22 protein-coding genes and 2 tRNA genes are annotated in these 16,470 nt (G+C 64.9%); 13 read left to right on the plus strand and 11 right to left on the minus strand.

Annotated elements, in window-relative coordinates:
• Nucleotides 1-4: 4 nt before the first annotated feature.
• A complete protein-coding gene (locus LJ725_RS10230) occupies nt 5-688 on the minus strand; it encodes a YoaK family protein (RefSeq protein ID WP_329958357.1) in 684 nt (227 codons plus the stop codon).
• The gene (locus tag LJ725_RS10235) at nt 622-1,644 is read right to left on the minus strand and encodes a ferredoxin--NADP reductase (protein ID WP_230550558.1); all 1,023 of its coding nucleotides are present in this window, start codon (nt 1,642-1,644) and stop codon (nt 622-624) included. The genes LJ725_RS10230 and LJ725_RS10235 overlap by 67 nt, the downstream gene beginning before the upstream one ends.
• Before the next feature lie 145 nt (nt 1,645-1,789).
• On the opposite strand from LJ725_RS10235, the gene LJ725_RS10240 reads away from it, so the two are divergent.
• Nucleotides 1,790-2,857 carry a ferritin-like domain-containing protein gene (locus tag LJ725_RS10240; protein WP_230550559.1) on the plus strand — a complete coding sequence of 356 codons (1,068 nt, stop codon included), beginning with the start codon at nt 1,790-1,792 and terminating at the stop codon, nt 2,855-2,857.
• A gap of 75 nt (nt 2,858-2,932) precedes the next feature.
• Here LJ725_RS10240 and LJ725_RS10245 read toward each other — a convergent pair whose 3' ends face one another.
• The 3 genes from LJ725_RS10245 to LJ725_RS10255 form a co-directional block, all read right to left on the minus strand.
• Nucleotides 2,933-3,592, minus strand: coding sequence for a hypothetical protein (locus tag LJ725_RS10245; RefSeq protein WP_230550560.1), 660 nt, complete (start codon nt 3,590-3,592; stop codon nt 2,933-2,935).
• Between the two features lie 19 nt (nt 3,593-3,611).
• A complete protein-coding gene (locus LJ725_RS10250) occupies nt 3,612-4,277 on the minus strand; it encodes a hypothetical protein (RefSeq protein WP_230550561.1) in 666 nt (221 codons plus the stop codon).
• A gap of 98 nt (nt 4,278-4,375) precedes the next feature.
• Nucleotides 4,376-4,451: transfer RNA gene (locus LJ725_RS10255), tRNA-Ala, on the minus strand.
• A 102-nt stretch (nt 4,452-4,553) separates the two neighbouring features.
• Between LJ725_RS10255 and LJ725_RS10260 the strand changes: the two genes are divergently transcribed.
• The 6 genes from LJ725_RS10260 to folD all read left to right on the plus strand — a co-directional run bounded on the left by LJ725_RS10260 (nt 4,554) and on the right by folD (nt 7,436).
• A complete protein-coding gene (locus LJ725_RS10260) occupies nt 4,554-4,946 on the plus strand; it encodes a RidA family protein (RefSeq protein WP_216957777.1) in 393 nt (130 codons plus the stop codon).
• 13 nt (nt 4,947-4,959) lie between these two features.
• Nucleotides 4,960-5,187 carry a hypothetical protein gene (locus LJ725_RS10265; protein ID WP_230550562.1) on the plus strand — a complete coding sequence of 76 codons (228 nt, stop codon included), beginning with the start codon at nt 4,960-4,962 and terminating at the stop codon, nt 5,185-5,187.
• Nucleotides 5,188-5,838 carry an FHA domain-containing protein gene (locus LJ725_RS10270; RefSeq protein ID WP_230550563.1) on the plus strand — a complete coding sequence of 217 codons (651 nt, stop codon included), beginning with the start codon at nt 5,188-5,190 and terminating at the stop codon, nt 5,836-5,838.
• Between the two features lie 78 nt (nt 5,839-5,916).
• Complete coding sequence (locus LJ725_RS10275) at nt 5,917-6,210, plus strand: YggT family protein (RefSeq protein WP_230550564.1); 294 nt, start codon at nt 5,917-5,919, stop codon at nt 6,208-6,210.
• A 58-nt stretch (nt 6,211-6,268) separates the two neighbouring features.
• Nucleotides 6,269-6,541: a DUF167 domain-containing protein gene (locus LJ725_RS10280; protein ID WP_230550565.1), complete on the plus strand. Its 273-nt coding sequence runs from the start codon at nt 6,269-6,271 to the stop codon at nt 6,539-6,541.
• Nucleotides 6,534-7,436 carry a bifunctional methylenetetrahydrofolate dehydrogenase/methenyltetrahydrofolate cyclohydrolase FolD gene (gene folD / locus LJ725_RS10285; protein ID WP_230550566.1) on the plus strand — a complete coding sequence of 301 codons (903 nt, stop codon included), beginning with the start codon at nt 6,534-6,536 and terminating at the stop codon, nt 7,434-7,436. Before LJ725_RS10280 ends, folD begins: the two co-directional genes overlap by 8 nt.
• Here the strand turns inward: folD and LJ725_RS10290 are convergent, their stop codons facing one another.
• Both LJ725_RS10290 and LJ725_RS10295 read right to left on the minus strand, forming a co-directional pair.
• The gene (locus LJ725_RS10290) at nt 7,437-8,351 is read right to left on the minus strand and encodes a metal ABC transporter solute-binding protein, Zn/Mn family (protein WP_230550567.1); all 915 of its coding nucleotides are present in this window, start codon (nt 8,349-8,351) and stop codon (nt 7,437-7,439) included. It lies immediately after the preceding gene.
• Between the two features lie 17 nt (nt 8,352-8,368).
• Nucleotides 8,369-8,860, minus strand: a complete 492-nt coding sequence (locus tag LJ725_RS10295) for a prolyl-tRNA synthetase associated domain-containing protein (protein ID WP_230550568.1) — start codon at nt 8,858-8,860, stop codon at nt 8,369-8,371.
• Nucleotides 8,861-8,882: 22 nt separating this feature from the next.
• Between LJ725_RS10295 and rfbA the strand changes: the two genes are divergently transcribed.
• The 4 genes from rfbA to LJ725_RS10315 all read left to right on the plus strand — a co-directional run bounded on the left by rfbA (nt 8,883) and on the right by LJ725_RS10315 (nt 10,941).
• Complete coding sequence (gene rfbA / locus LJ725_RS10300) at nt 8,883-9,749, plus strand: glucose-1-phosphate thymidylyltransferase RfbA (RefSeq protein ID WP_230550569.1); 867 nt, start codon at nt 8,883-8,885, stop codon at nt 9,747-9,749.
• 83 nt (nt 9,750-9,832) lie between these two features.
• A tRNA-Gly gene (locus LJ725_RS10305) sits at nt 9,833-9,907 on the plus strand.
• Between the two features lie 335 nt (nt 9,908-10,242).
• Nucleotides 10,243-10,626 carry a site-specific integrase gene (locus LJ725_RS10310; protein ID WP_156716987.1) on the plus strand — a complete coding sequence of 128 codons (384 nt, stop codon included), beginning with the start codon at nt 10,243-10,245 and terminating at the stop codon, nt 10,624-10,626.
• A gap of 168 nt (nt 10,627-10,794) precedes the next feature.
• Nucleotides 10,795-10,941, plus strand: coding sequence for a hypothetical protein (locus tag LJ725_RS10315; RefSeq protein ID WP_156716986.1), 147 nt, complete (start codon nt 10,795-10,797; stop codon nt 10,939-10,941).
• 21 nt (nt 10,942-10,962) lie between these two features.
• Here the strand turns inward: LJ725_RS10315 and LJ725_RS10320 are convergent, their stop codons facing one another.
• The 4 genes from LJ725_RS10320 to LJ725_RS10335 are packed head-to-tail and all read right to left on the minus strand — an operon-like array spanning nt 10,963 to nt 15,003.
• Nucleotides 10,963-12,513 carry a DUF2235 domain-containing protein gene (locus LJ725_RS10320; RefSeq protein ID WP_068191929.1) on the minus strand — a complete coding sequence of 517 codons (1,551 nt, stop codon included), beginning with the start codon at nt 12,511-12,513 and terminating at the stop codon, nt 10,963-10,965.
• Nucleotides 12,514-12,565: 52 nt separating this feature from the next.
• Entirely contained in the window at nt 12,566-13,660 is a 1,095-nt protein-coding gene (locus LJ725_RS10325; protein ID WP_068191927.1) for a hypothetical protein, read from the minus strand.
• Nucleotides 13,660-14,385: a hypothetical protein gene (locus tag LJ725_RS10330; protein WP_156716985.1), complete on the minus strand. Its 726-nt coding sequence runs from the start codon at nt 14,383-14,385 to the stop codon at nt 13,660-13,662. Before LJ725_RS10330 ends, LJ725_RS10325 begins: the two co-directional genes overlap by 1 nt.
• Before the next feature lie 3 nt (nt 14,386-14,388).
• Entirely contained in the window at nt 14,389-15,003 is a 615-nt protein-coding gene (locus LJ725_RS10335) for a TIR domain-containing protein (protein WP_082751860.1), read from the minus strand.
• Between the two features lie 213 nt (nt 15,004-15,216).
• Here LJ725_RS10335 and LJ725_RS10340 point away from each other — a divergent pair, with 213 nt between their 5' ends.
• Complete coding sequence (locus LJ725_RS10340; RefSeq protein WP_068191921.1) at nt 15,217-15,606, plus strand: helix-turn-helix domain-containing protein; 390 nt, start codon at nt 15,217-15,219, stop codon at nt 15,604-15,606.
• Nucleotides 15,599-16,465 (plus strand): ImmA/IrrE family metallo-endopeptidase, encoded by an 867-nt coding sequence (locus LJ725_RS10345; protein WP_230550570.1) that lies wholly within the window; start codon nt 15,599-15,601, stop codon nt 16,463-16,465. The genes LJ725_RS10340 and LJ725_RS10345 overlap by 8 nt, the downstream gene beginning before the upstream one ends.
• Nucleotides 16,466-16,470: the final 5 nt, after the last annotated feature.

Genomic DNA, 16,470 nt, shown 5'->3' on the forward strand with positions numbered 1-16,470 from the left:
GGCGTCAGAGCAAAAGCAGCAACAGCACGAGCAACGCGGCCGGCACGAGCAGCGGATAGGCCATGATCGGCAGCAGCGCGCCGCCGATCACGGCGCCGATCAGGTAGCCGGTCCAGGTCAGCGCCAGCAGCCACGTGTTCACGGCGGACGGTGGTGGCGTCGGCGACCCCGGCCACAGCCGGTCGACCGCCGCGTCGGCGGTGCGGGCGAGGGTGCTCGTCACCACGACCGTGCTTACCGAATGGCCCGCGAAACTCGTGATTGCCGAGGCCTGCAGCCCCATGGCGAAGGCCACGATCATCACCGCGTTTTCCTCGGTGAGCGGCAGGAAGCCCACCGCGGCGATGAGCGCGGCCTCGAGCAGGATGGCCGCGCCCGGCCCCTTGAACAGCCGAACCAGGACGCGCGCCAGCATGGCCCCCGGGAAGAAGGCGACGAGCGGCGTCAGATGGTTCCAGGCACCGAGATGGTTGCCCTTCGCGAGGTCGATGCCGGCCAGCACCGTGTTGCCCGTCATGTTGGCGGCGAACACGCCGTTCATGGTGACGTAGCCCACGGCGTCGGCGATGCCGGCGACCACCGTCAGAATGGTCGCCTGGGCGAGGGGACGGGCGCTGATCGCTACACCACGTCGTAGGTGATCTCGACCTCGGCCCCGAAGCAGTGGCCCTGGCAGGTCAGGATCCAGTTATTGGCGAGATCGTCGGGCGTATAGATGTCGTTCTTGGCCAGCACGACCTTGCCCTTGATGCGCTTGGCCGCGCACGAGGCGCAGAACCCCTCCTCGCAGGAGGAGAGCGGGTTGAGCCCCGCGGCGCGCGCCGCTTCGAGAATGGTCTGGCCCTTGGCGTAGGCCACCTTGTGTACCTTGCCCTCGAAGTGGATGGTGATCTCGCCCGGGATCACGTCGCCCTCTTCGCTGGGCTCGACCGGCACCGCGTCGTTTCCGGAGGCCTCGAAGCGCTCGATCCTCACCTTCTCGTGCGGCATGCCGTGTTCGAACAGCGTCTGCTCGACCAGGCTCATGAAGGGGCCGGGGCCGCAGAGATAGACGTCGCCCGCCTCGTAGCCCTTCATCGCCGCGACGATTTCCTCGGGCTTGACGATGCCCTGGGTCGCGTCGAGGTGGTGGATCACTTCGAGCCTGCCGGCGCTTGCCCGGATGAGGGCCTCGAACTCGGCTTCGAAGATCACCGACGCTTTGTCGCGGTTGGCATAGAACAGACGGATCTTCCGGCCGCTCTGCTTCAGGGCGCTCTTGATCAGCGACATCATCGGCGTGATGCCGCTGCCGCCGCCGAACAGGAGCAGGGGGGCGTCGCCCTCTCCCAGCACGAACCGGCCGGCCGGCGGCAGGACGTCGAGCATGCCGCCCTCGGTCACCGCGTCATGAAACCAGTTGGAGCCCTTGCCGCCCGCGACCCGCTTGATCGTGACCTTGGGCAGCCCGTCGGTCTCGGGCGCGCTGGACAGCGAGTAGCAGCGGTTGAAGGTCCCGTCGGTGTGCGGGACGCGGAAGGTCAGGAACTGGCCCGCCCGGTAGCGGTACTTTTCGGCCAGGTCGGGCGGGATCTCGAGCACGAAGGACCGGGCGTCCGGCGTTTCCTGGATGATCTTCGCGATGCGCAGCTGATTATAGGACATCAAAAACTCGTCTTCAGATGCCCGATTTCCGGGCGGACTCTCCTAGCAGACTGTGCTAGCGTCCGCCGAGAAAAATGAGCGGAGCGTCATTGTTCCGGCGCTCCTAAGGGATGGGACAAGGTTCAGGGCCAGGAGGCAAGAGCCGATGACAACGCAGAAGATTTACCAGCTGCCGGTCGAAGTCACGAACTGGAAGTTCGATGGCGCCACCGAGATCGCGTTCAACTGGGAGTACGAGGACGGTTCCGCCGACCTGCTGAACCTCTACGAGAAGGGCAAGCAGCAGCAGTGGGACACCAGCACCCGCATCGACTGGAGCCAGGAGCTGTTCGAAGGCAACCCGATGGGCATGGCCGACGAGACGATCCCGATCTACGGCTCGCCCTTCTGGGAGAAGATGACGGACAAGGAGAAGGACTGGCTGCGCTTCAACCTGCAGTGCCATTCCATCTGCCAGTTCATGCACGGCGAGCAGGGCGCGCTGATCGCCACTGCGAAGATCGTCAACACCGTGCCGGACATGAACGCCAAGTTCTATGCCGCGACCCAGGTTATGGACGAGGCGCGTCACGTCGAGAGCTACAAGCGGCTGATCCACGAGAAGTTCAAGGCGGCCTATCCGATCACCGAGTCGCTGAAGAACCTGCTCGAGCAGACGCTGACCGACCGGCGCTGGGACATGACCTATCTCGGCATGCAGGTGCTGATCGAGGGCCTGGCGCTCGCCGCCTTCCAGCGCATCCGCGACACCGCGAAAAACAACCTGGCGGGCGCCGTGAACGCCTACGTGATGCAGGATGAGGCGCGCCACGTCACGTTCGGCCGCATGGCGTTGCGCGAATACTATCCGCACATCTCCGACCACGAGCGCGCGGAGCGCGAGGAGTTCGTCGTCGAGGCGCTCTACTTCATGCGCGACCGCTTCAATCAGGGCGAGGTCTGGATGCGGTCCGGCCTGCCGGTCGATAAGCTCATGGAGTACGCCTACAACTCCGGCGCCATGCAGTCGTTCCGCACGCGCCTGTTCACCCGCATCGTTCCGATCCTCAAGGAGATCGGCCTGTTCGGACCGAAGGTGCAGAAGGCGCTGGGCGACATGGGCGTGATGGAATACGCCAAGATCGACGTCGAGAAGCTGCTCGGCAACGACCTCAAGGTCGCCGAGGACTTCGACGCCAAGAAGTTCGTGAAGGAACAGATCGCCGCCGAGTAGGGCGCGATCCGATCCGGAATGCGAAAGGGGGCCTCACGGCCCCCTTTTTATATCCGGTCGTCCTGAGCGACGGGGTTACTGGCAAGTCTCGATCCGCGGCGGAGCGCCCAGCACCGTTGCCACCTTCGTGATGTCGAGGCAGCGCGTGCCGATCCACGCCTTGCCTTGCACCAGGATCGCGAAGCGCGCAAAGGCGTCGGCCTGGGCCTCGGGCGTCGGTCGCTTGCGTGCCAGCAGCCAGCTGAGCGCATAGATGTTTCCAGTCGCGAAGTCGGCCGACGCGATGTCGGGATCCTTCTGCCAGAGGGCCACGTTCTTCTTCGCAGCGCCCGTCGGGTCGGGAAGGCCGGCCAGCCACGTATTGGCGTTGGCGGCCAGCGCATAGGATCCGCCATTCTGGGCGATCAGGGACTTCACTTCCCCCGCAGCAGCGACATAGCCCTGACCTTCGACCGTGCTGCCGGCACAGCCGATGCGGCACAGCGCCACGAACATCAGGTACTCGGCGAGGATGATCTCGATGTTGCCGTTGTTGTGCCGGCGCCAGGCGCGCGCGAGGTTCCAGCCCTGCGTCAGCTCCGCCCCGGTCCAGGGCTTGGCGGCCTGCGGCGTGTCGCGCTCGAGTTCGCCGATCACGGCCTGGGCGGCGGACTGCCATTCAGGAGGAATTTGCGCGGCGGCCGGCGTGGCGCCGCCGAGCAGGATCAGCAGCAGGGTCGAGAAGACTCGTCTCATGTCGTGCTCCCTTGAATGATCAGTATTTGCGGGCCGTCTTGCGATCGCGGCTTTCGTATTGGACGATGTCGTCGGCCCGCAGCACGGTGGCATCGGGCGGCATCAGCCAGCGCATCTGCGCCGGCCTGATCAGGCGGTAGTGGCGGGCATCATCGAGCGCCGCCCCCACGTCCCAGCAGTTTTCCTCGCTGGTGACCCACGTGTCGGTCGCGAAGCGGCGCAGGTCGACCGAGGCCGAATAGGTCCGCAGCGTCTTGCGACCCTTGTTGAAATATTCATGGAAGTACGACATCGCGAGCTCGCGCAGGCTGCGATAGACCGGGTCGCGCCAGCGCAGCCAGGCATGGTTGCTCTTGGAGATCGCCCCCCAGCAGCCGCCGCGCCGGAACAGGGTGACGACATGGTCCGAATCGTCCTTGTCGGCCGTGAGGTCCAGCAGCAGCGGCGGCTCGCCCTGCAGCCACAGCGCGCAGGCCGCGACGAAGGCCGCCTCGATGCAGTGGGCCTCGCGATGGCGCAGGACCCCGCGTACGGAGCGCAGCGTCCAGCCGGCCTGCTCGAAATTGGCCTGCAGCCCGGAGACGAACTCCTGGATGTGCTGCGGCGTGCGCAGCGACAGGAGGAGGCGACCCTCGGCGGCGGTGAGGCCCAGTTCGGCGGGTGTGGGGCGTTTGCGTCTTCGCATCGAGTGCAATTGTGCCGCGATGCGCGGAGACAGGCCAGCGAATGAGGCCGCTCGCCGTCATCGGGAACGGTCTGCGGCCATCGAAGGATCGGGGTGGTTGGTGGAGCTGAGGGGGATCGAACCCCTGACCTCCTCATTGCGAACGAGGCGCTCTCCCAGCTGAGCTACAGCCCCCTCCGACCCTTGGAGAACCGCGCGGATAATGGTTGCCGGGCCCCCTGTCAAGCAAACCGGCCTGTGATAGCGTCCGGCCCCTGTTTTTGATGAGGTGAGCCCATGGCCAGCGCCAAGAAAATCGTTCAGACGGACGCCGCCCCCAAGGCCCTCGGCCCTTATTCGCAGGCGGTCGTGGCCAACGGGCTGGTCTTCTGCGCCGGCCAGATCCCGCTCGATCCGGCGACCGGCAACATCGTCGAAGGCGGCATCGCCGAGCAGACGCACCAGGTCCTGAAGAACCTGCGCGCGGTGCTGAAGGCGGCCGGCAGCGATCTCGGCCAGGCCGTGAAGACGACCGTGTTCCTGAAGAGCATGGACAGTTTCGGCGCCATGAACGAGGTCTACGGCCTGCCGGAATATTTCGGCAGCGCCACGCCGGCGCGCTCGACCGTGGAGGTCGCGCGCCTGCCGCGCGACGTCATGGTCGAGATCGAAGTCGTCGCCCTGGTCTGACGTCATGGATCCGGTGAGCTGGCTCCTCGCGCTGGGCTCCTTCACGGTGTTCGTCCTGCTGGTCGGCCATCTGGTCGTGGCGCTCGTGTTCATCATCCCGACATGGCGCATCTGTACGCGCGCCGGCTTCTCGGGGGCACTCTCGCTCTTCCATCTGGTGCCGGTCATCGGGCTGTTCATCGTCATGGGTATTCTGGCCTTCAGTACCTGGCCTGCGGGCGAATCCGGACCGAGGCGCTAGATGTTCGGGGTGGAAATCGCGGCCCTCACCGGCCTGTTCGGGCTGACCGGCGCCTTCGCGCTGGTCGGCACCGTGCTCGCGGCCTGGATGGCCTGGCGCATCGTCGAGAAGGCCGGCCTGCCCGGCTGGACCGGGATGGGCGCAATTCTGGTGACGCTGACCGGCATCGGCACGATCGTGCCGCTGGTGCTTCTCTGGGTCTTCGCCTTCATGCGCTGGCCACGCGACGAGCCGGCGGCCGCGGCCGGGGGCGGCTTCACGACGCCGCATCGGCCCGCGCCGGCCACCGGACCGGTTGCGCTCGGCGCACCGCCGATGGCGCTCCCGGATGCGCGCGGCTGGCGTCTGGCTGGAACGCTCGGCAACGGCGGCACGGTGTCGCTCGCCATCGAGGCGACGTCGGGCACCTACATGCTGACCGGTGCCGCAACGGGCGGGCCGACCGATCTCTGCGTGCCCGATCCCTCGGTCGGGCAGCCCCATGCGCGGCTCCTCTTGTCGGGCCGCCGCATCGGCCTCGAAGACCTCGGCACGCCCGGCGGCACCTTCATCGACGGCGCTCGGCTGCTGCCCGAGCACGGTCCGCGCGACATCAGCGCCGTCCACTCGGTGCGTCTCGGCACCGTCGAACTCCTGCTGGCGCGGGCCTGAATGGGCTTGTGATCGGCAATCGCTGCCGAGTAGGGTGCCGCGGCCGGCGGTTGGCCGGCCTCAAGGCGCGGGGGCCAGATGCTGTCGTTGGCGGTGCTGATCGACAAGATCATCGACATCTACACGTGGATCGTGATCGCGAGCGCGATCATGAGCTGGCTGGTGGCATTCGGCGTGGTGAACATCCGCAACCAGTTCATCCGCGTCGTGGTCGATCTGCTCTTCAAGCTGACCGAACCCGTCCTGCGTCCGATCCGCCGCATCCTGCCCAATCTCGGCGGCGTCGATATCTCGCCCGTCATCCTGCTGCTCGGCCTGTTCTTCATCCGCAGCCTGCTGTGGGAGTATGTCTGGCCGGCCCTCGTTCGCTGACGCTCCGCTGAGCGCACTGCCGCCAGATCCCGCTTTCCTGCGCCGGACGACCGGCGGCGTGACCATCCAGCTTCGCGTTCAGCCGCGGGCGCGGCGGACCGCTCTCGAGTGCACCGCCCAGGGCGCGCTCAAGGCCGCAGTGACGGCCCCGCCCGAGGATGGCAAAGCCAACGACGCCGTCGTCGCATTGCTGGCGCAGGCATGGCGCCTCCCGAAATCGACCATGGCGATCGTGCGCGGCGGGACGGCGCGGGAGAAGACAGTCGGCGTCTCGGGCGAGCCCGATGCGCTGGTCGAGCGGATTGTGGAATGGATGGGCAAGCATGGCTGAAGCGAAACTGATCGACGGAAAAGCCTTCGCGGGCGGTCTGCGCCAGCGCGTCGGCGCGGGCGTGGCCGACCTGGTCTCGAAGGGCGGGCCGAAGCCCGGCCTCGCCACGGTCCTGGTCGGCGCGGATCCGGCCAGCCAGGTCTATGTCCGCAGCAAGGGCAAGCTCGCGGTCGAACTCGGCATGGCGAGCTTCGATCACCAGCTTCCCGAGGACACGTCCGAAGCGGACCTGCTGGCGCTGATCTCGCGGCTCAACGCCGATCCGGCGGTCAACGGCATCCTCGTCCAGCTGCCGCTGCCCAGGCATATCGACACGGCGAAGATCCTGATCGCCATCGACCCGGCCAAGGACGTCGATGGTTTCCATCCGGTCAACGTCGGCCGGCTCGGCTCCATCGCGCCCGGCGCGCCGCTCGACTTTCCGGTGCCGTGCACGCCGCTCGGCGTCTCGATGCTGCTGCAGGATGCGCTGGGCGCGTTGTCGGGCCTCAACGCTGTCGTCGTCGGCCGCTCTAATCTGGTCGGCCGTCCAGTGGCACAGCTCCTGCTGCGCGCCGATTGCACGGTGACGATCACCCATTCGCGCACCCGCGACCTGCCGGCGGTCTGCCGCGCGGCCGACATCCTCGTCGTGGCGATCGGCCGGACGGAGTTCGTGAAGGGCGACTGGGTCAAGCCCGGCGCGGCCGTGATCGACGTCGGCATCAACCGCATCCCGACGCCCGAGGGCAAGAGCCGGCTGGTCGGCGACGTGGCCTTCGCCGAGGCGCAGAAGGTGGCGGGACACATCACGCCGGTGCCGGGCGGCGTCGGCCCGATGACCGTGGCCTGCCTGATGTACAACACGCTGCAGGCGACCCGGAACGCAGCCGGCCTGCCGTTCGTCGCGGTGTAATCAGTTCTTCAGCATGCCGGCGACGAGCGCCGTCACGTTGTGGCGCATCATCTTTTCGTAGGTCGGAGCCGGTCCGTCGGGTCCCGAGAGGGCATCGGTGTAGAGACGCGGCCCGACGATCGCACCCGATTCGCGGGCGATCTGGTCGACCAGGCCGGGGTTGGTCATGTTCTCGACGAACATCGCCTTGATGCGCTGCTCGCGGGCCTCGCGGATGAGCAGCGCGACATCGCGCGCCGAGGGTTCGCTGCTGGTGTTGTAGCCGCGCGGCGACTGGAATTTCACGCCGTAGGCGGCGGAGAAATACCGAAACGAATCGTGTCCCGTGATCGCGCGGCGCTTGTCGGCCGGCACCTTGGCGATCTCCGCCTTCACCCAGGCATCCAGGTCGACCAGACGGCGATCGACCGCGGCGGCACGCTCGCGATAGTGCGCGGCATTCGCCGGATCGGCATCGACGAAGCCCTTGGCGATGTTGGCGACGTAGGTCCGGACGCGCTGGACATCCTGCCAGCAATGCGGATCGGGTCCGTGGGCGTGCGAATGTCCGTGCGCGTGCCCCGCTCCGGCGGCCAGAGTGGCGACGCCCGTCGAGGCGACGACCGCGCGGCCCTTGAAGGGCGCGGCCTTGGCGAGACGGTCGATCCAGCCCTCGAATCCCAGCCCATTGCTCACCAGCAGCCGGGCCTCGGCCACCGTGCGGGCGTCGCTGGGGCGGGGCTGGTAGGCGTGGGCGTCCATGTCGGCGCCGACGAGGACGGAGAGCACCACCTTGTCCCCGGCCACCTCGGACACGAGGTCGCCCAGGATCGAGAAGGTTGCGACGGCCTTGATGGGCGCCTCGGCGACGGCCGGCAGGCTGGGGAGCGAGCCCAGCGCCGCGAGGAGCACGAGGAAAAGGGTACGGCGGAGCATTTCGTTATAATATAACGTCAAACCGGGAAGTCGAGCCAGTCCGGGCTATGGCCGGTCGCCGCGAAGAAGCGCAGCAGGTCAGCGAGGGTGAGGGCTGTGGTCATGGTGTTGACCAGCGGATGGGCGTTGACCGGACCGCCCTCCGTGAGGCCGCGATCGAGCACCACGCGAACCTTGTGATCGACGTCGTTGATCGCCGACAGCGGGGTCACCGATCCGGGCTCGACGCCGAGATGGCGCCTGAGACGCTCCGGGCTGCCGAACGAGAAACGGCCGGCTCCCAGCCGCTCTCCCAGGCGCTTCAGGTCGATGGCCCGGTCCTCGAGTGCCACGATCAGCCACATCTCCTCCTTCTTGTTGCGCAAAAAGAGGTTCTTGATGTGGTGGCCGGGCAGGTTGCCGCGCAGCGCCTTGGCCTCCTCGACCGTGAAGACGGGCGGGTGCTCGACGGTGCGGTGGGCGATGCCGAGCTCGTCGAGCCGGCTCAAGAGTTGTTGCGGGCTGAGCATGGGGGTGCGCTAGATGGCTGGAATGAAGGGTATCGTTCTCTCGGGGGGCAGCGGCACGCGGCTCTACCCCATGACGCGGGCCGCCAACAAGCAGCTCCTGCCGGTCTACAACAAGCCGATGGTCTACTACCCGCTGACCACGATGATGCTGGCGGGCTGTCGCGACATCCTGCTGATCGTCAATCCGGGCGACGTCGAGGCCTATCGCCGCCTGTTCGGCGACGGCAACCAGTGGGGCATCAACGTCTCCTACGAGCCGCAGCTCAAGCCCGGCGGCATCGCCGAAGCCTTCATCATCGGCCGCAAGTTCATCGGCAATTCGCGCGTCGGCCTGATCCTGGGCGACAATCTCTTCTATGGCGATTCGCTGCCCGAGGTGGCGGGACGCGGCGCCGAGGGCAAGGGGGCGTGGGTCTATGCCTACTGGGTGGCCGATCCCACCGCCTACGGCGTGGTGGAATTCGATGCGGCGCAACGGCCCGTGAGCATCGTGGAGAAGCCGAAGCAGCCCCGGTCGAACTGGGCCGTCACGGGGCTCTATTTCTACGATTCCGACGTCTGCGACGTCGCCACCCAGGTCCCGCGCTCGGCGCGCGGCGAACTGGAGATCAGCGACATCAATGCCCATTACCTGAAGGAAGGCCGGCTGACCGTCGAGCGGCTGGGTCGCGGCTATGCCTGGCTCGACACCGGGACGCCCTCGAGCCTGCTGCGGGCCGCGCAGTTCGTCGAGACGGTCGAGGAACGGCAGGGCCTGCAGATCGGCAGCCCCGAGGAAATCGCCTGGCGCAAGGGCTACATCGACGATGGCGCCTTCGAGAAGCTGATCCAGCCGATCCGGGAGAGCGAATACGGCAAGTATCTGCAGCGTCTGCTGGCGCGCGGATGAGGGCCTCGACAGGCCCTTGCCAAGGCGGCGGAAAAGCCCTATCAGAGCCGCCTTCCGGCGACCTACCCAGCCGGATACGGAGCGCGGGCGTAGCTCAGGGGTAGAGCACGACCTTGCCAAGGTCGGGGTCGAGGGTTCGAATCCCTTCGCCCGCTCCAATTTCTACCAACAATACAAAGCATTTAGAAAGTGCCGAGCGGGCGAGTTCTGCTTACATGGGCGGTCTCGCACCGCGATGTAAGCGCCTTGTAAGCAGTGGGATTAAGCAACAGCCTATGGAGCGTGCCGTCTGGCCTGTATCGTTTGAATGGGGAATGAAACGATGGCCAAGCGCGATGCGATCTTTCTGCCAGCCGGTGGCGTCTCGCGAGATCAACCGCCATTCGGCGGCGATCCGCTCCGGTGACTTTCTGTTCGTCTCAAGGCATCGACATTCAAGAGTGATCGAGGCCGAATCGAGACTCATATCAAGCCTTTGCTCGGCGCCCGGCTCGTGAGCCGTCTCACACTGCAGGACATCGAGGGAATGCAGGCGGATATTGCGGCGGGCAAGTCGTCCCGCAGACGTAAGAAAGGTCGCGGGGGGCAGTCAACAGGTGGTCCTGGCGTCGCCAGCCGAGCGATTAGTACCTTACGCGCGTTGCTCGGCCACGCCGCTTGTCTCGGCATCATCGGCAAAAATCCTGCGCAAGGCGTCCGGCAGCTGGCGGTCGGAAGCCGCAAGCGCCGGCTGAACGAAGACGAACTCCGTCGTCTCGGACCCGTGATGCGTCAATTGGCGTTCGAAGGCGAACATCCGACCGGGCTTGCAGCCATCCGGCTCGTGCTTCTGACCGGCTTCCGGCGAATGGAGGCGCTGGGACTAGAACGGTCGTGATTCAGTCGGAACGAACACTGCATTCGCTTTCCCGACACCAAGAGTGGGGCGCAGGTCCGGCGCTGGGAGAAGGCGCGATGGACTGCATCGAGGCGCAGCCGACGCGGTCGGGCTCTCCCTTTGTGTTTCCCGCCGACTGGGGCGACGGGCATTTCATTGGAGTTGTCCGTGTTCTCGATCGCATTTGCCGCAAAGGCGAAGCTCGAGGGCGTGAAGCGCATCGAAGGGCAGGTCGGCGAGATCGCGGTCTTGAAGGCGAGATCGAGCACGTCGAAGCCCCCGAAGGCTGCATCCACCCATCGCAAGGTCAACTGAGTTCAGTATCGCCACCCGCGATCACATCGCGGCGTTGAATGGGCCGTTTGTGGCGGCATCGACGTAGAACTTGCTGAACTTCACGTGCTCCTTCAAGGCCGCCGGTCTGTAGGCACCCGAGCCGGCACATTGCGCAACCTCGTCCAGCCGAAATCGCTCCTCGACGGTCGGGTGCACGATGGCATCCTTGGGGATCGGCCGTGCCGCTGCCTTCCAGCCCAGGCCGGTCGTAAAGCGGCGCAGCCATCTCGGAAGGCGGCCGTCCAGCACATCCTGCATCCCGGCAACCTCGCAGTGCTGGAGACCGTCGGCGGCAGGAAAGAGCTGAAGGGGAATGCCAACCTCAGACGTTCCCACGAGGCGATGGCCACGCACCATCACGGGCCCGATCTTGAGACCGTCAGGGACTCCAACGGCTTCCTCGATCATCCATCCGAGCGCCACATCCGAGAGACGCGACTCCGCCTCCGGGTAACTGCCGCCGATGTCGGAGTGATTGCCTGCGAACCAGATCTGTTTGAAGGTCGGGAGGCCGTGACGCTCGGTCTCCATTTCAGCCGTGGGGCCCCAGGCAACGCGGGCAAAGTCTTCCCGGGTTTCGTCGATCGCGTTTGCCGAGCGTGCATACCCCACGAACCGACTGAGCAGGCGGTCGAAGTGTTCACCCTTCCATTCAGCGAGATGAGTCGATCGATCGCCCGGATTCGGAAAATCCTTGATGATCTTCCTGACGGACTTTCGTTGGCGCCCAAACATGAAGGCGCCGCCGAGTAAAGCGGCGGCTGCAACCAGTGCCAGCACCGACCACCAGAAAGCAAAGCCCAGAAGGAAGAGAATGCCGCCTATTGCCAACGACGGGACAACACAGAGGACCGCCGCGAGCACACCCGCCCCAATCACGAGCGACACCTTGATGGCGATCGCCAGCGCGCCTTTGACGCCGAGCGCGGCGACGGTGTCGAAGACACCGATGAAATAAGGCGCTGCGTTGGAGCGATGGACTTCACCGGAGTCGTGGTCGGCGGCATACGCGGCCCGGAATCTCCGAGCCAGTTCCAGGCGTTCATCCTCGAATTCGGCGCGCGGATGGCCCGCACCATGCTCCAGCACGTCATGAACCGCCTCGTGAGCAATGTCGCGGATCGACTTCCTGAAACGCTGCAGCGGCTGCTCGCCCTGCCGGGTCGGCACGCCGCAGAGCATCAGGAGATTGGCGATGCTGCGCACGGTGTAGGCGCCGCGGCTGAAGCCGAAGAGGAAGATGCGGTCGCCGGGCTGGTAGTGGTTGATCAGGAACTCGTAGCACTCGGCGATATTGGTCGTGATGCCGCGCCCCGATACCGAGGCCATGGTCTTCTGTGTCCAGCGTACCAGGCCTGTCATCCCCGTTGCCGTCGTCTCGGTTCCCAGGCCTGGGTCGTAGAATGCAACCTGATCCCTTGGATCGATGGCGGTTTCCGGGCTCACCCTGGAGGCACGATACATCTTGTAGATGTTGCTCATGCGTTGCTCGGCACGGACACCGCCGTCCTGGCCGGTCCCGTCGGAAAAAATTACGATGTTTTTGGCCAAGGCTTCCTCCGAGGAAGGATCATCTGTTGCAAGCTCGCTAAGGACCAGTCATCTAGATACCTAGGAGATCCCCAATTCGCTTTCGGGACGACCATTCCGGCACGGCAATAAGCCGTCGCTCTATTCGGACAGTTTCCACCTCGCCGAGGCGGGCCAGGGCGGCCTGGGATACCGTGTAGACGGTTAGTTTCATGCGTTTACGCAGCCATTGGATGATCGCCTGCAGGTTCGAGAGGCCGAAGAATTTGTTAGCCGCCTCCAGCCGACTGACGATGCCGTCGGCCGCGCGGACAACGGCTTCGCCCTCCTCGAGCAGGGCCGATGCCTCCAGGACATGCCGGCTGGTCACGAGCGCAAATCGACGCTGAAGGTGTGTGCACGCATTTACCAGTTTGCGAGCGTCAATCAGGGGTGATGCACCCTCGAGTACAAACGACGCGCCGGCGATCCGGCCGAGGGATTTGGTCACGCTTATGAAGATGGGCTTCGTCTCCGGGTTCTTGGCGTATTTCTGCCGATCGTCCCTGGCTATTTCGGCGGCGACGTCCCGGATGTGCTCCGTAATCTCCAACTCACCGCCCGATGCGTGCAGCACCCTCGTGAGGAGAGAAACGAGCTCCGGCATCTTCGTGTGGAGTTCGTCCCTGAGGCTGATCAGCCCCTCGAGGCCAGGATACTCAGACAGCATCACGAGGAACGAATGCAGAAGCGGTAGCGCGGTTTCCAATCCCTCAAGACGCATGAGAAGATCATGCCTGCTCATGCGGTCGGAAAAATGCTCTTCGCGACCGGACCACCTGAAGCCGAACTGCTTTTCTCCGCAATCGCAACCAAGAAGGAGTCGGCATCCGTCGGCATACCTGGCAACGTTGCCCTTCCAGTGGATCGGTCGAAAACAGTGCGCGCACCTCACATAGGGGCGGCTCTTGCCCTTGGGCGGTGTTACATCGTATCGATATTCAATCTCGGGTACTTCATCGCGGGCGGGCACCCGGTCAAGAAGATTGGGCAACGCCTCCGGATCACTGATCCAGAACGTACGGGCCATGAGCCCGCGGTCTTCGTCACTTAGGGCACCTCGGAAACGCCCCACTATCGTCTGCTCGAACTCAGCGTGCCGATCCAGTTGGGCGTCGGTGTCGTTCATCAACTCTCCATTTCCTGCTTTGCTCGCACTTTCTGGAATAGGCTGCAGCGCCTCACGCCAAGGCGGTCGAGTTCCGCCGCAAGCCGCACCACCCCCTGCAAGGCCACCGGATGGCATTTGCGGAACGGCAATCCCGAACCGCACAGACACGGGCTGTGGCCTCGAGGCCGCCGCAGCTGCTTGTCGTAGTCGAGCCAGTTCTTTTCCTTGAGGAAGGAGGGGATGATCGCCTCGATGGCGTCCTGCTTCTGCGGCGTCGTGTTGTCCGCGTAGAATTCGAGCAGCCCCAGGCTGCCATGGCTGCGCTCCCCCCACGGCCACCGGCGATGGCGATCATAGAAGGCCAGGCCGTAGAGATAGTCTCGGGCCAGCCCGTCGATGAAGAAGGTGAGGTCAGAGCCTGAGGGGAACTTGTCTGCTTCCTCCTGTCTCACGCACACGCAGGCTGAGCCACCGTCGGGATTGCGGTGCAGATCCCGCGTATCGGCGAGACCCCATTTTGCCGCCACGGCTTCAGTCCGCCCGCCGATCTCGTGAAGCGCCGGCACGCGGTCTGACGCCGGATTGTCCTTCGTGATCCGGACCTTGAAGCAATCCTTGATCTCCTCGCCGTCGTATACGGCGTGGACCACGACCTCCCCTTCGAGCTTGCCCGGGCCCGTCCGGGCAAGTCGAGGATGCATCGTTATTGCCGCCGCGACTTCTTCATCGGAGAAAGCAAGCACCCCCTACCGCGCCCACGGCTTCGAGGGGTTCCTGATCACTGCCGGTCCCGGCGAGGGAGCGATCGTCGGCGCGACGGCAGGTGTCTCGCGGATGTAAGGGGCGGCCGTCTCAGCCTTCTCGAGGACCGTTTCGCCCTTGTATGCTTCGTGCGCCTCGTAGGCCTCCTCGACCCAGATGCCAAGGTTCGCTCGACCATCGTCAGCGACCCAGTCATAGACCTTGCAGATCTGCGAGAGCCGCGTGCCGTCCGAAAGCTGGACGTTGTCGAACGGATTGGCACCTCGATTGTCGGTTTCGCCATCCTGGTTCTTGACGCCATGGATGCGCACGCCCAGCAGCGCGTTGTCCCGCTCCCAACTCCGGCGGATCTCATGGTCGACGTATTCGCGATCTGCCGTCTCGGCGCCGATCAGGACCACTGTGACGGACGTATACTCGAGCTGCTCGTTGATCCAGCGCTTGATGGCGGCGTCGCCGCCACGCTCGATCTTCTCCCATTCGACGGAGTCAATGACGCCATACTCGTCATCGTTGGCGATCATGTTGGAGTTGCGAACCTGGCCGGCGCGCCAGGCATCACGCTTGAAGTGAAACGAATAGAAGACCTTGCGGGCCATGAGCTAATCCTTGCAATCAGAGGGGTTAAAACACCATCCGTCCCGGTCACTGTCTTGACGCAACCTCGGCGGCTGCGGCGCATTGTCTAGATGGGCAACGGACTCCTAAACTGATATACGGTGATAGGTCAGGTATGCTGACCATTATTCAGGGTTCTGTTGCCCAATTAGACAACAGATAGGTAGCGGAATTCCGCCTGTCAAGGAGGGGCAATGACCCAGTCTGCCTTCGGTGTTTTCTTGCGGAAGCTGCGAGAAAGACGAGGATTATCGCTCCGGGAGCTGGCCCTTCTCGCAAAGATTGATCATGCCTATGTCCACCGGTTGGAGACCGGCGAGAAGGAAGCGCCGTCGGACGAGGCCCTGACGAGGCTGACTCGGGCCCTCAAGACCACCAAGCGCGACAGCGAGTTGCTGCGATATCTTGCGCGCCATCCCAACGTCAGTATCGGACTGGCGGAATACGCCCTGGAAGATCAGACTGTGACGCCTGAAGAACTCGGAATGGCCGCAAACATGGCATTCCGGGGCCCGACCAGGCCGGATTACAGGACGGCCATCGAGCGGATACGGCGCATGCTGGGAGACGAGGGACTTGGATGAACTTTCCACAGTGCTGAAGGCCCGCGCGCTTATCAACAAGGTCGCCCCGACCGGCGTGCCGGTGCCCATAGAGGCGTATGCAGGCGAGATCGGGGCCGTGCTGCGCAAGGACAAGAGCCTGGGGCCGGACGAAGCGGGCTATTCCTTCGAGAAGGACGGCCGACACTACATCTGCGTCAATGCCAATGATCGGCCGGAACGTCAGCGGTTTACCGCCTGTCACGAGATCGCCCACATTGTGCTGGGGCTGCCCTCCGACCACGAGCAGCTGCCATGGTGGAGTTACGCGAAGCGGCCGCTTAACGAGATCCTCTGCGATGTGTTCGCCGCAGAACTCCTGCTGCCCTATGGCCTCTTCAAGCGCTTCGTGGACAAGGCCGATATCAGCCTCGCCGCCATAGACGAGTTGGCCGGCCAATTCGAGACCTCCACGACCGCCGCCGGGTCCCGGTTTGCCGCGGTCGCCGGCTTCCCCTGCGCGTTCGTGCTCTCGGAGAAGGGCGCCGTACGGTATGCCTCGCGGTCGACGACGCTTCGGCAGGGAAAGGCATGGATCACGCCTCGTATGGCTCTGCCCGCCGGCTCGGTCTGTGCACGCCTCCATGGCGGCGGGGTGTGCGACGGGCCGGAAGAGACGGCAGCCGATCTCTGGTTTAGCTCATGGGACCGCGGCGGCACCCTTCTGGAGGATGCCCGGCACCTCCAGCAGTGGAACCAGACGATCGCGCTCCTGTGGTTCGAGGATGAGGAGCTCCCGCCGCCTTCGACGGATCGGTCGCAAGCCGACGAAGAGGGAGAACAAGGCCTTGCCGAGCTGGACGGCATTCTGCCGTGGCCTGGCAAGAAGCGGCGCAGGTAGGCGAA

The sequence above is a fragment of the Reyranella aquatilis genome (assembly GCF_020880995.1).
In the GTDB taxonomy this organism is placed as follows: domain Bacteria; phylum Pseudomonadota; class Alphaproteobacteria; order Reyranellales; family Reyranellaceae; genus Reyranella; species Reyranella aquatilis.

What these genes read in the sequence shown, in the direction of transcription:
- LJ725_RS10340 (WP_068191921.1), top strand. Translation starts at nt 15,217, where the DNA reads ATGACCCAGTCTGCCTTCGGTGTTTTCTTGCGGAAGCTGCGAGAAAGA.
- rfbA (WP_230550569.1), top strand. Translation starts at nt 8,883, where the DNA reads ATGAAGGGTATCGTTCTCTCGGGGGGCAGCGGCACGCGGCTCTACCCC.
- LJ725_RS10325 (WP_068191927.1), bottom strand. Translation starts at nt 13,660, where the DNA reads ATGAACGACACCGACGCCCAACTGGATCGGCACGCTGAGTTCGAGCAG.
- folD (WP_230550566.1), top strand. Translation starts at nt 6,534, where the DNA reads ATGGCTGAAGCGAAACTGATCGACGGAAAAGCCTTCGCGGGCGGTCTG.
- LJ725_RS10295 (WP_230550568.1), bottom strand. Translation starts at nt 8,860, where the DNA reads ATGCTCAGCCCGCAACAACTCTTGAGCCGGCTCGACGAGCTCGGCATC.
- LJ725_RS10245 (WP_230550560.1), bottom strand. Translation starts at nt 3,592, where the DNA reads ATGAGACGAGTCTTCTCGACCCTGCTGCTGATCCTGCTCGGCGGCGCC.
- LJ725_RS10335 (WP_082751860.1), bottom strand. Translation starts at nt 15,003, where the DNA reads ATGGCCCGCAAGGTCTTCTATTCGTTTCACTTCAAGCGTGATGCCTGG.
- LJ725_RS10250 (WP_230550561.1), bottom strand. Translation starts at nt 4,277, where the DNA reads ATGCGAAGACGCAAACGCCCCACACCCGCCGAACTGGGCCTCACCGCC.
- LJ725_RS10275 (WP_230550564.1), top strand. Translation starts at nt 5,917, where the DNA reads ATGCTGTCGTTGGCGGTGCTGATCGACAAGATCATCGACATCTACACG.
- LJ725_RS10290 (WP_230550567.1), bottom strand. Translation starts at nt 8,351, where the DNA reads ATGCTCCGCCGTACCCTTTTCCTCGTGCTCCTCGCGGCGCTGGGCTCG.
- LJ725_RS10240 (WP_230550559.1), top strand. Translation starts at nt 1,790, where the DNA reads ATGACAACGCAGAAGATTTACCAGCTGCCGGTCGAAGTCACGAACTGG.
- LJ725_RS10270 (WP_230550563.1), top strand. Translation starts at nt 5,188, where the DNA reads ATGTTCGGGGTGGAAATCGCGGCCCTCACCGGCCTGTTCGGGCTGACC.
- LJ725_RS10235 (WP_230550558.1), bottom strand. Translation starts at nt 1,644, where the DNA reads ATGTCCTATAATCAGCTGCGCATCGCGAAGATCATCCAGGAAACGCCG.
- LJ725_RS10260 (WP_216957777.1), top strand. Translation starts at nt 4,554, where the DNA reads ATGGCCAGCGCCAAGAAAATCGTTCAGACGGACGCCGCCCCCAAGGCC.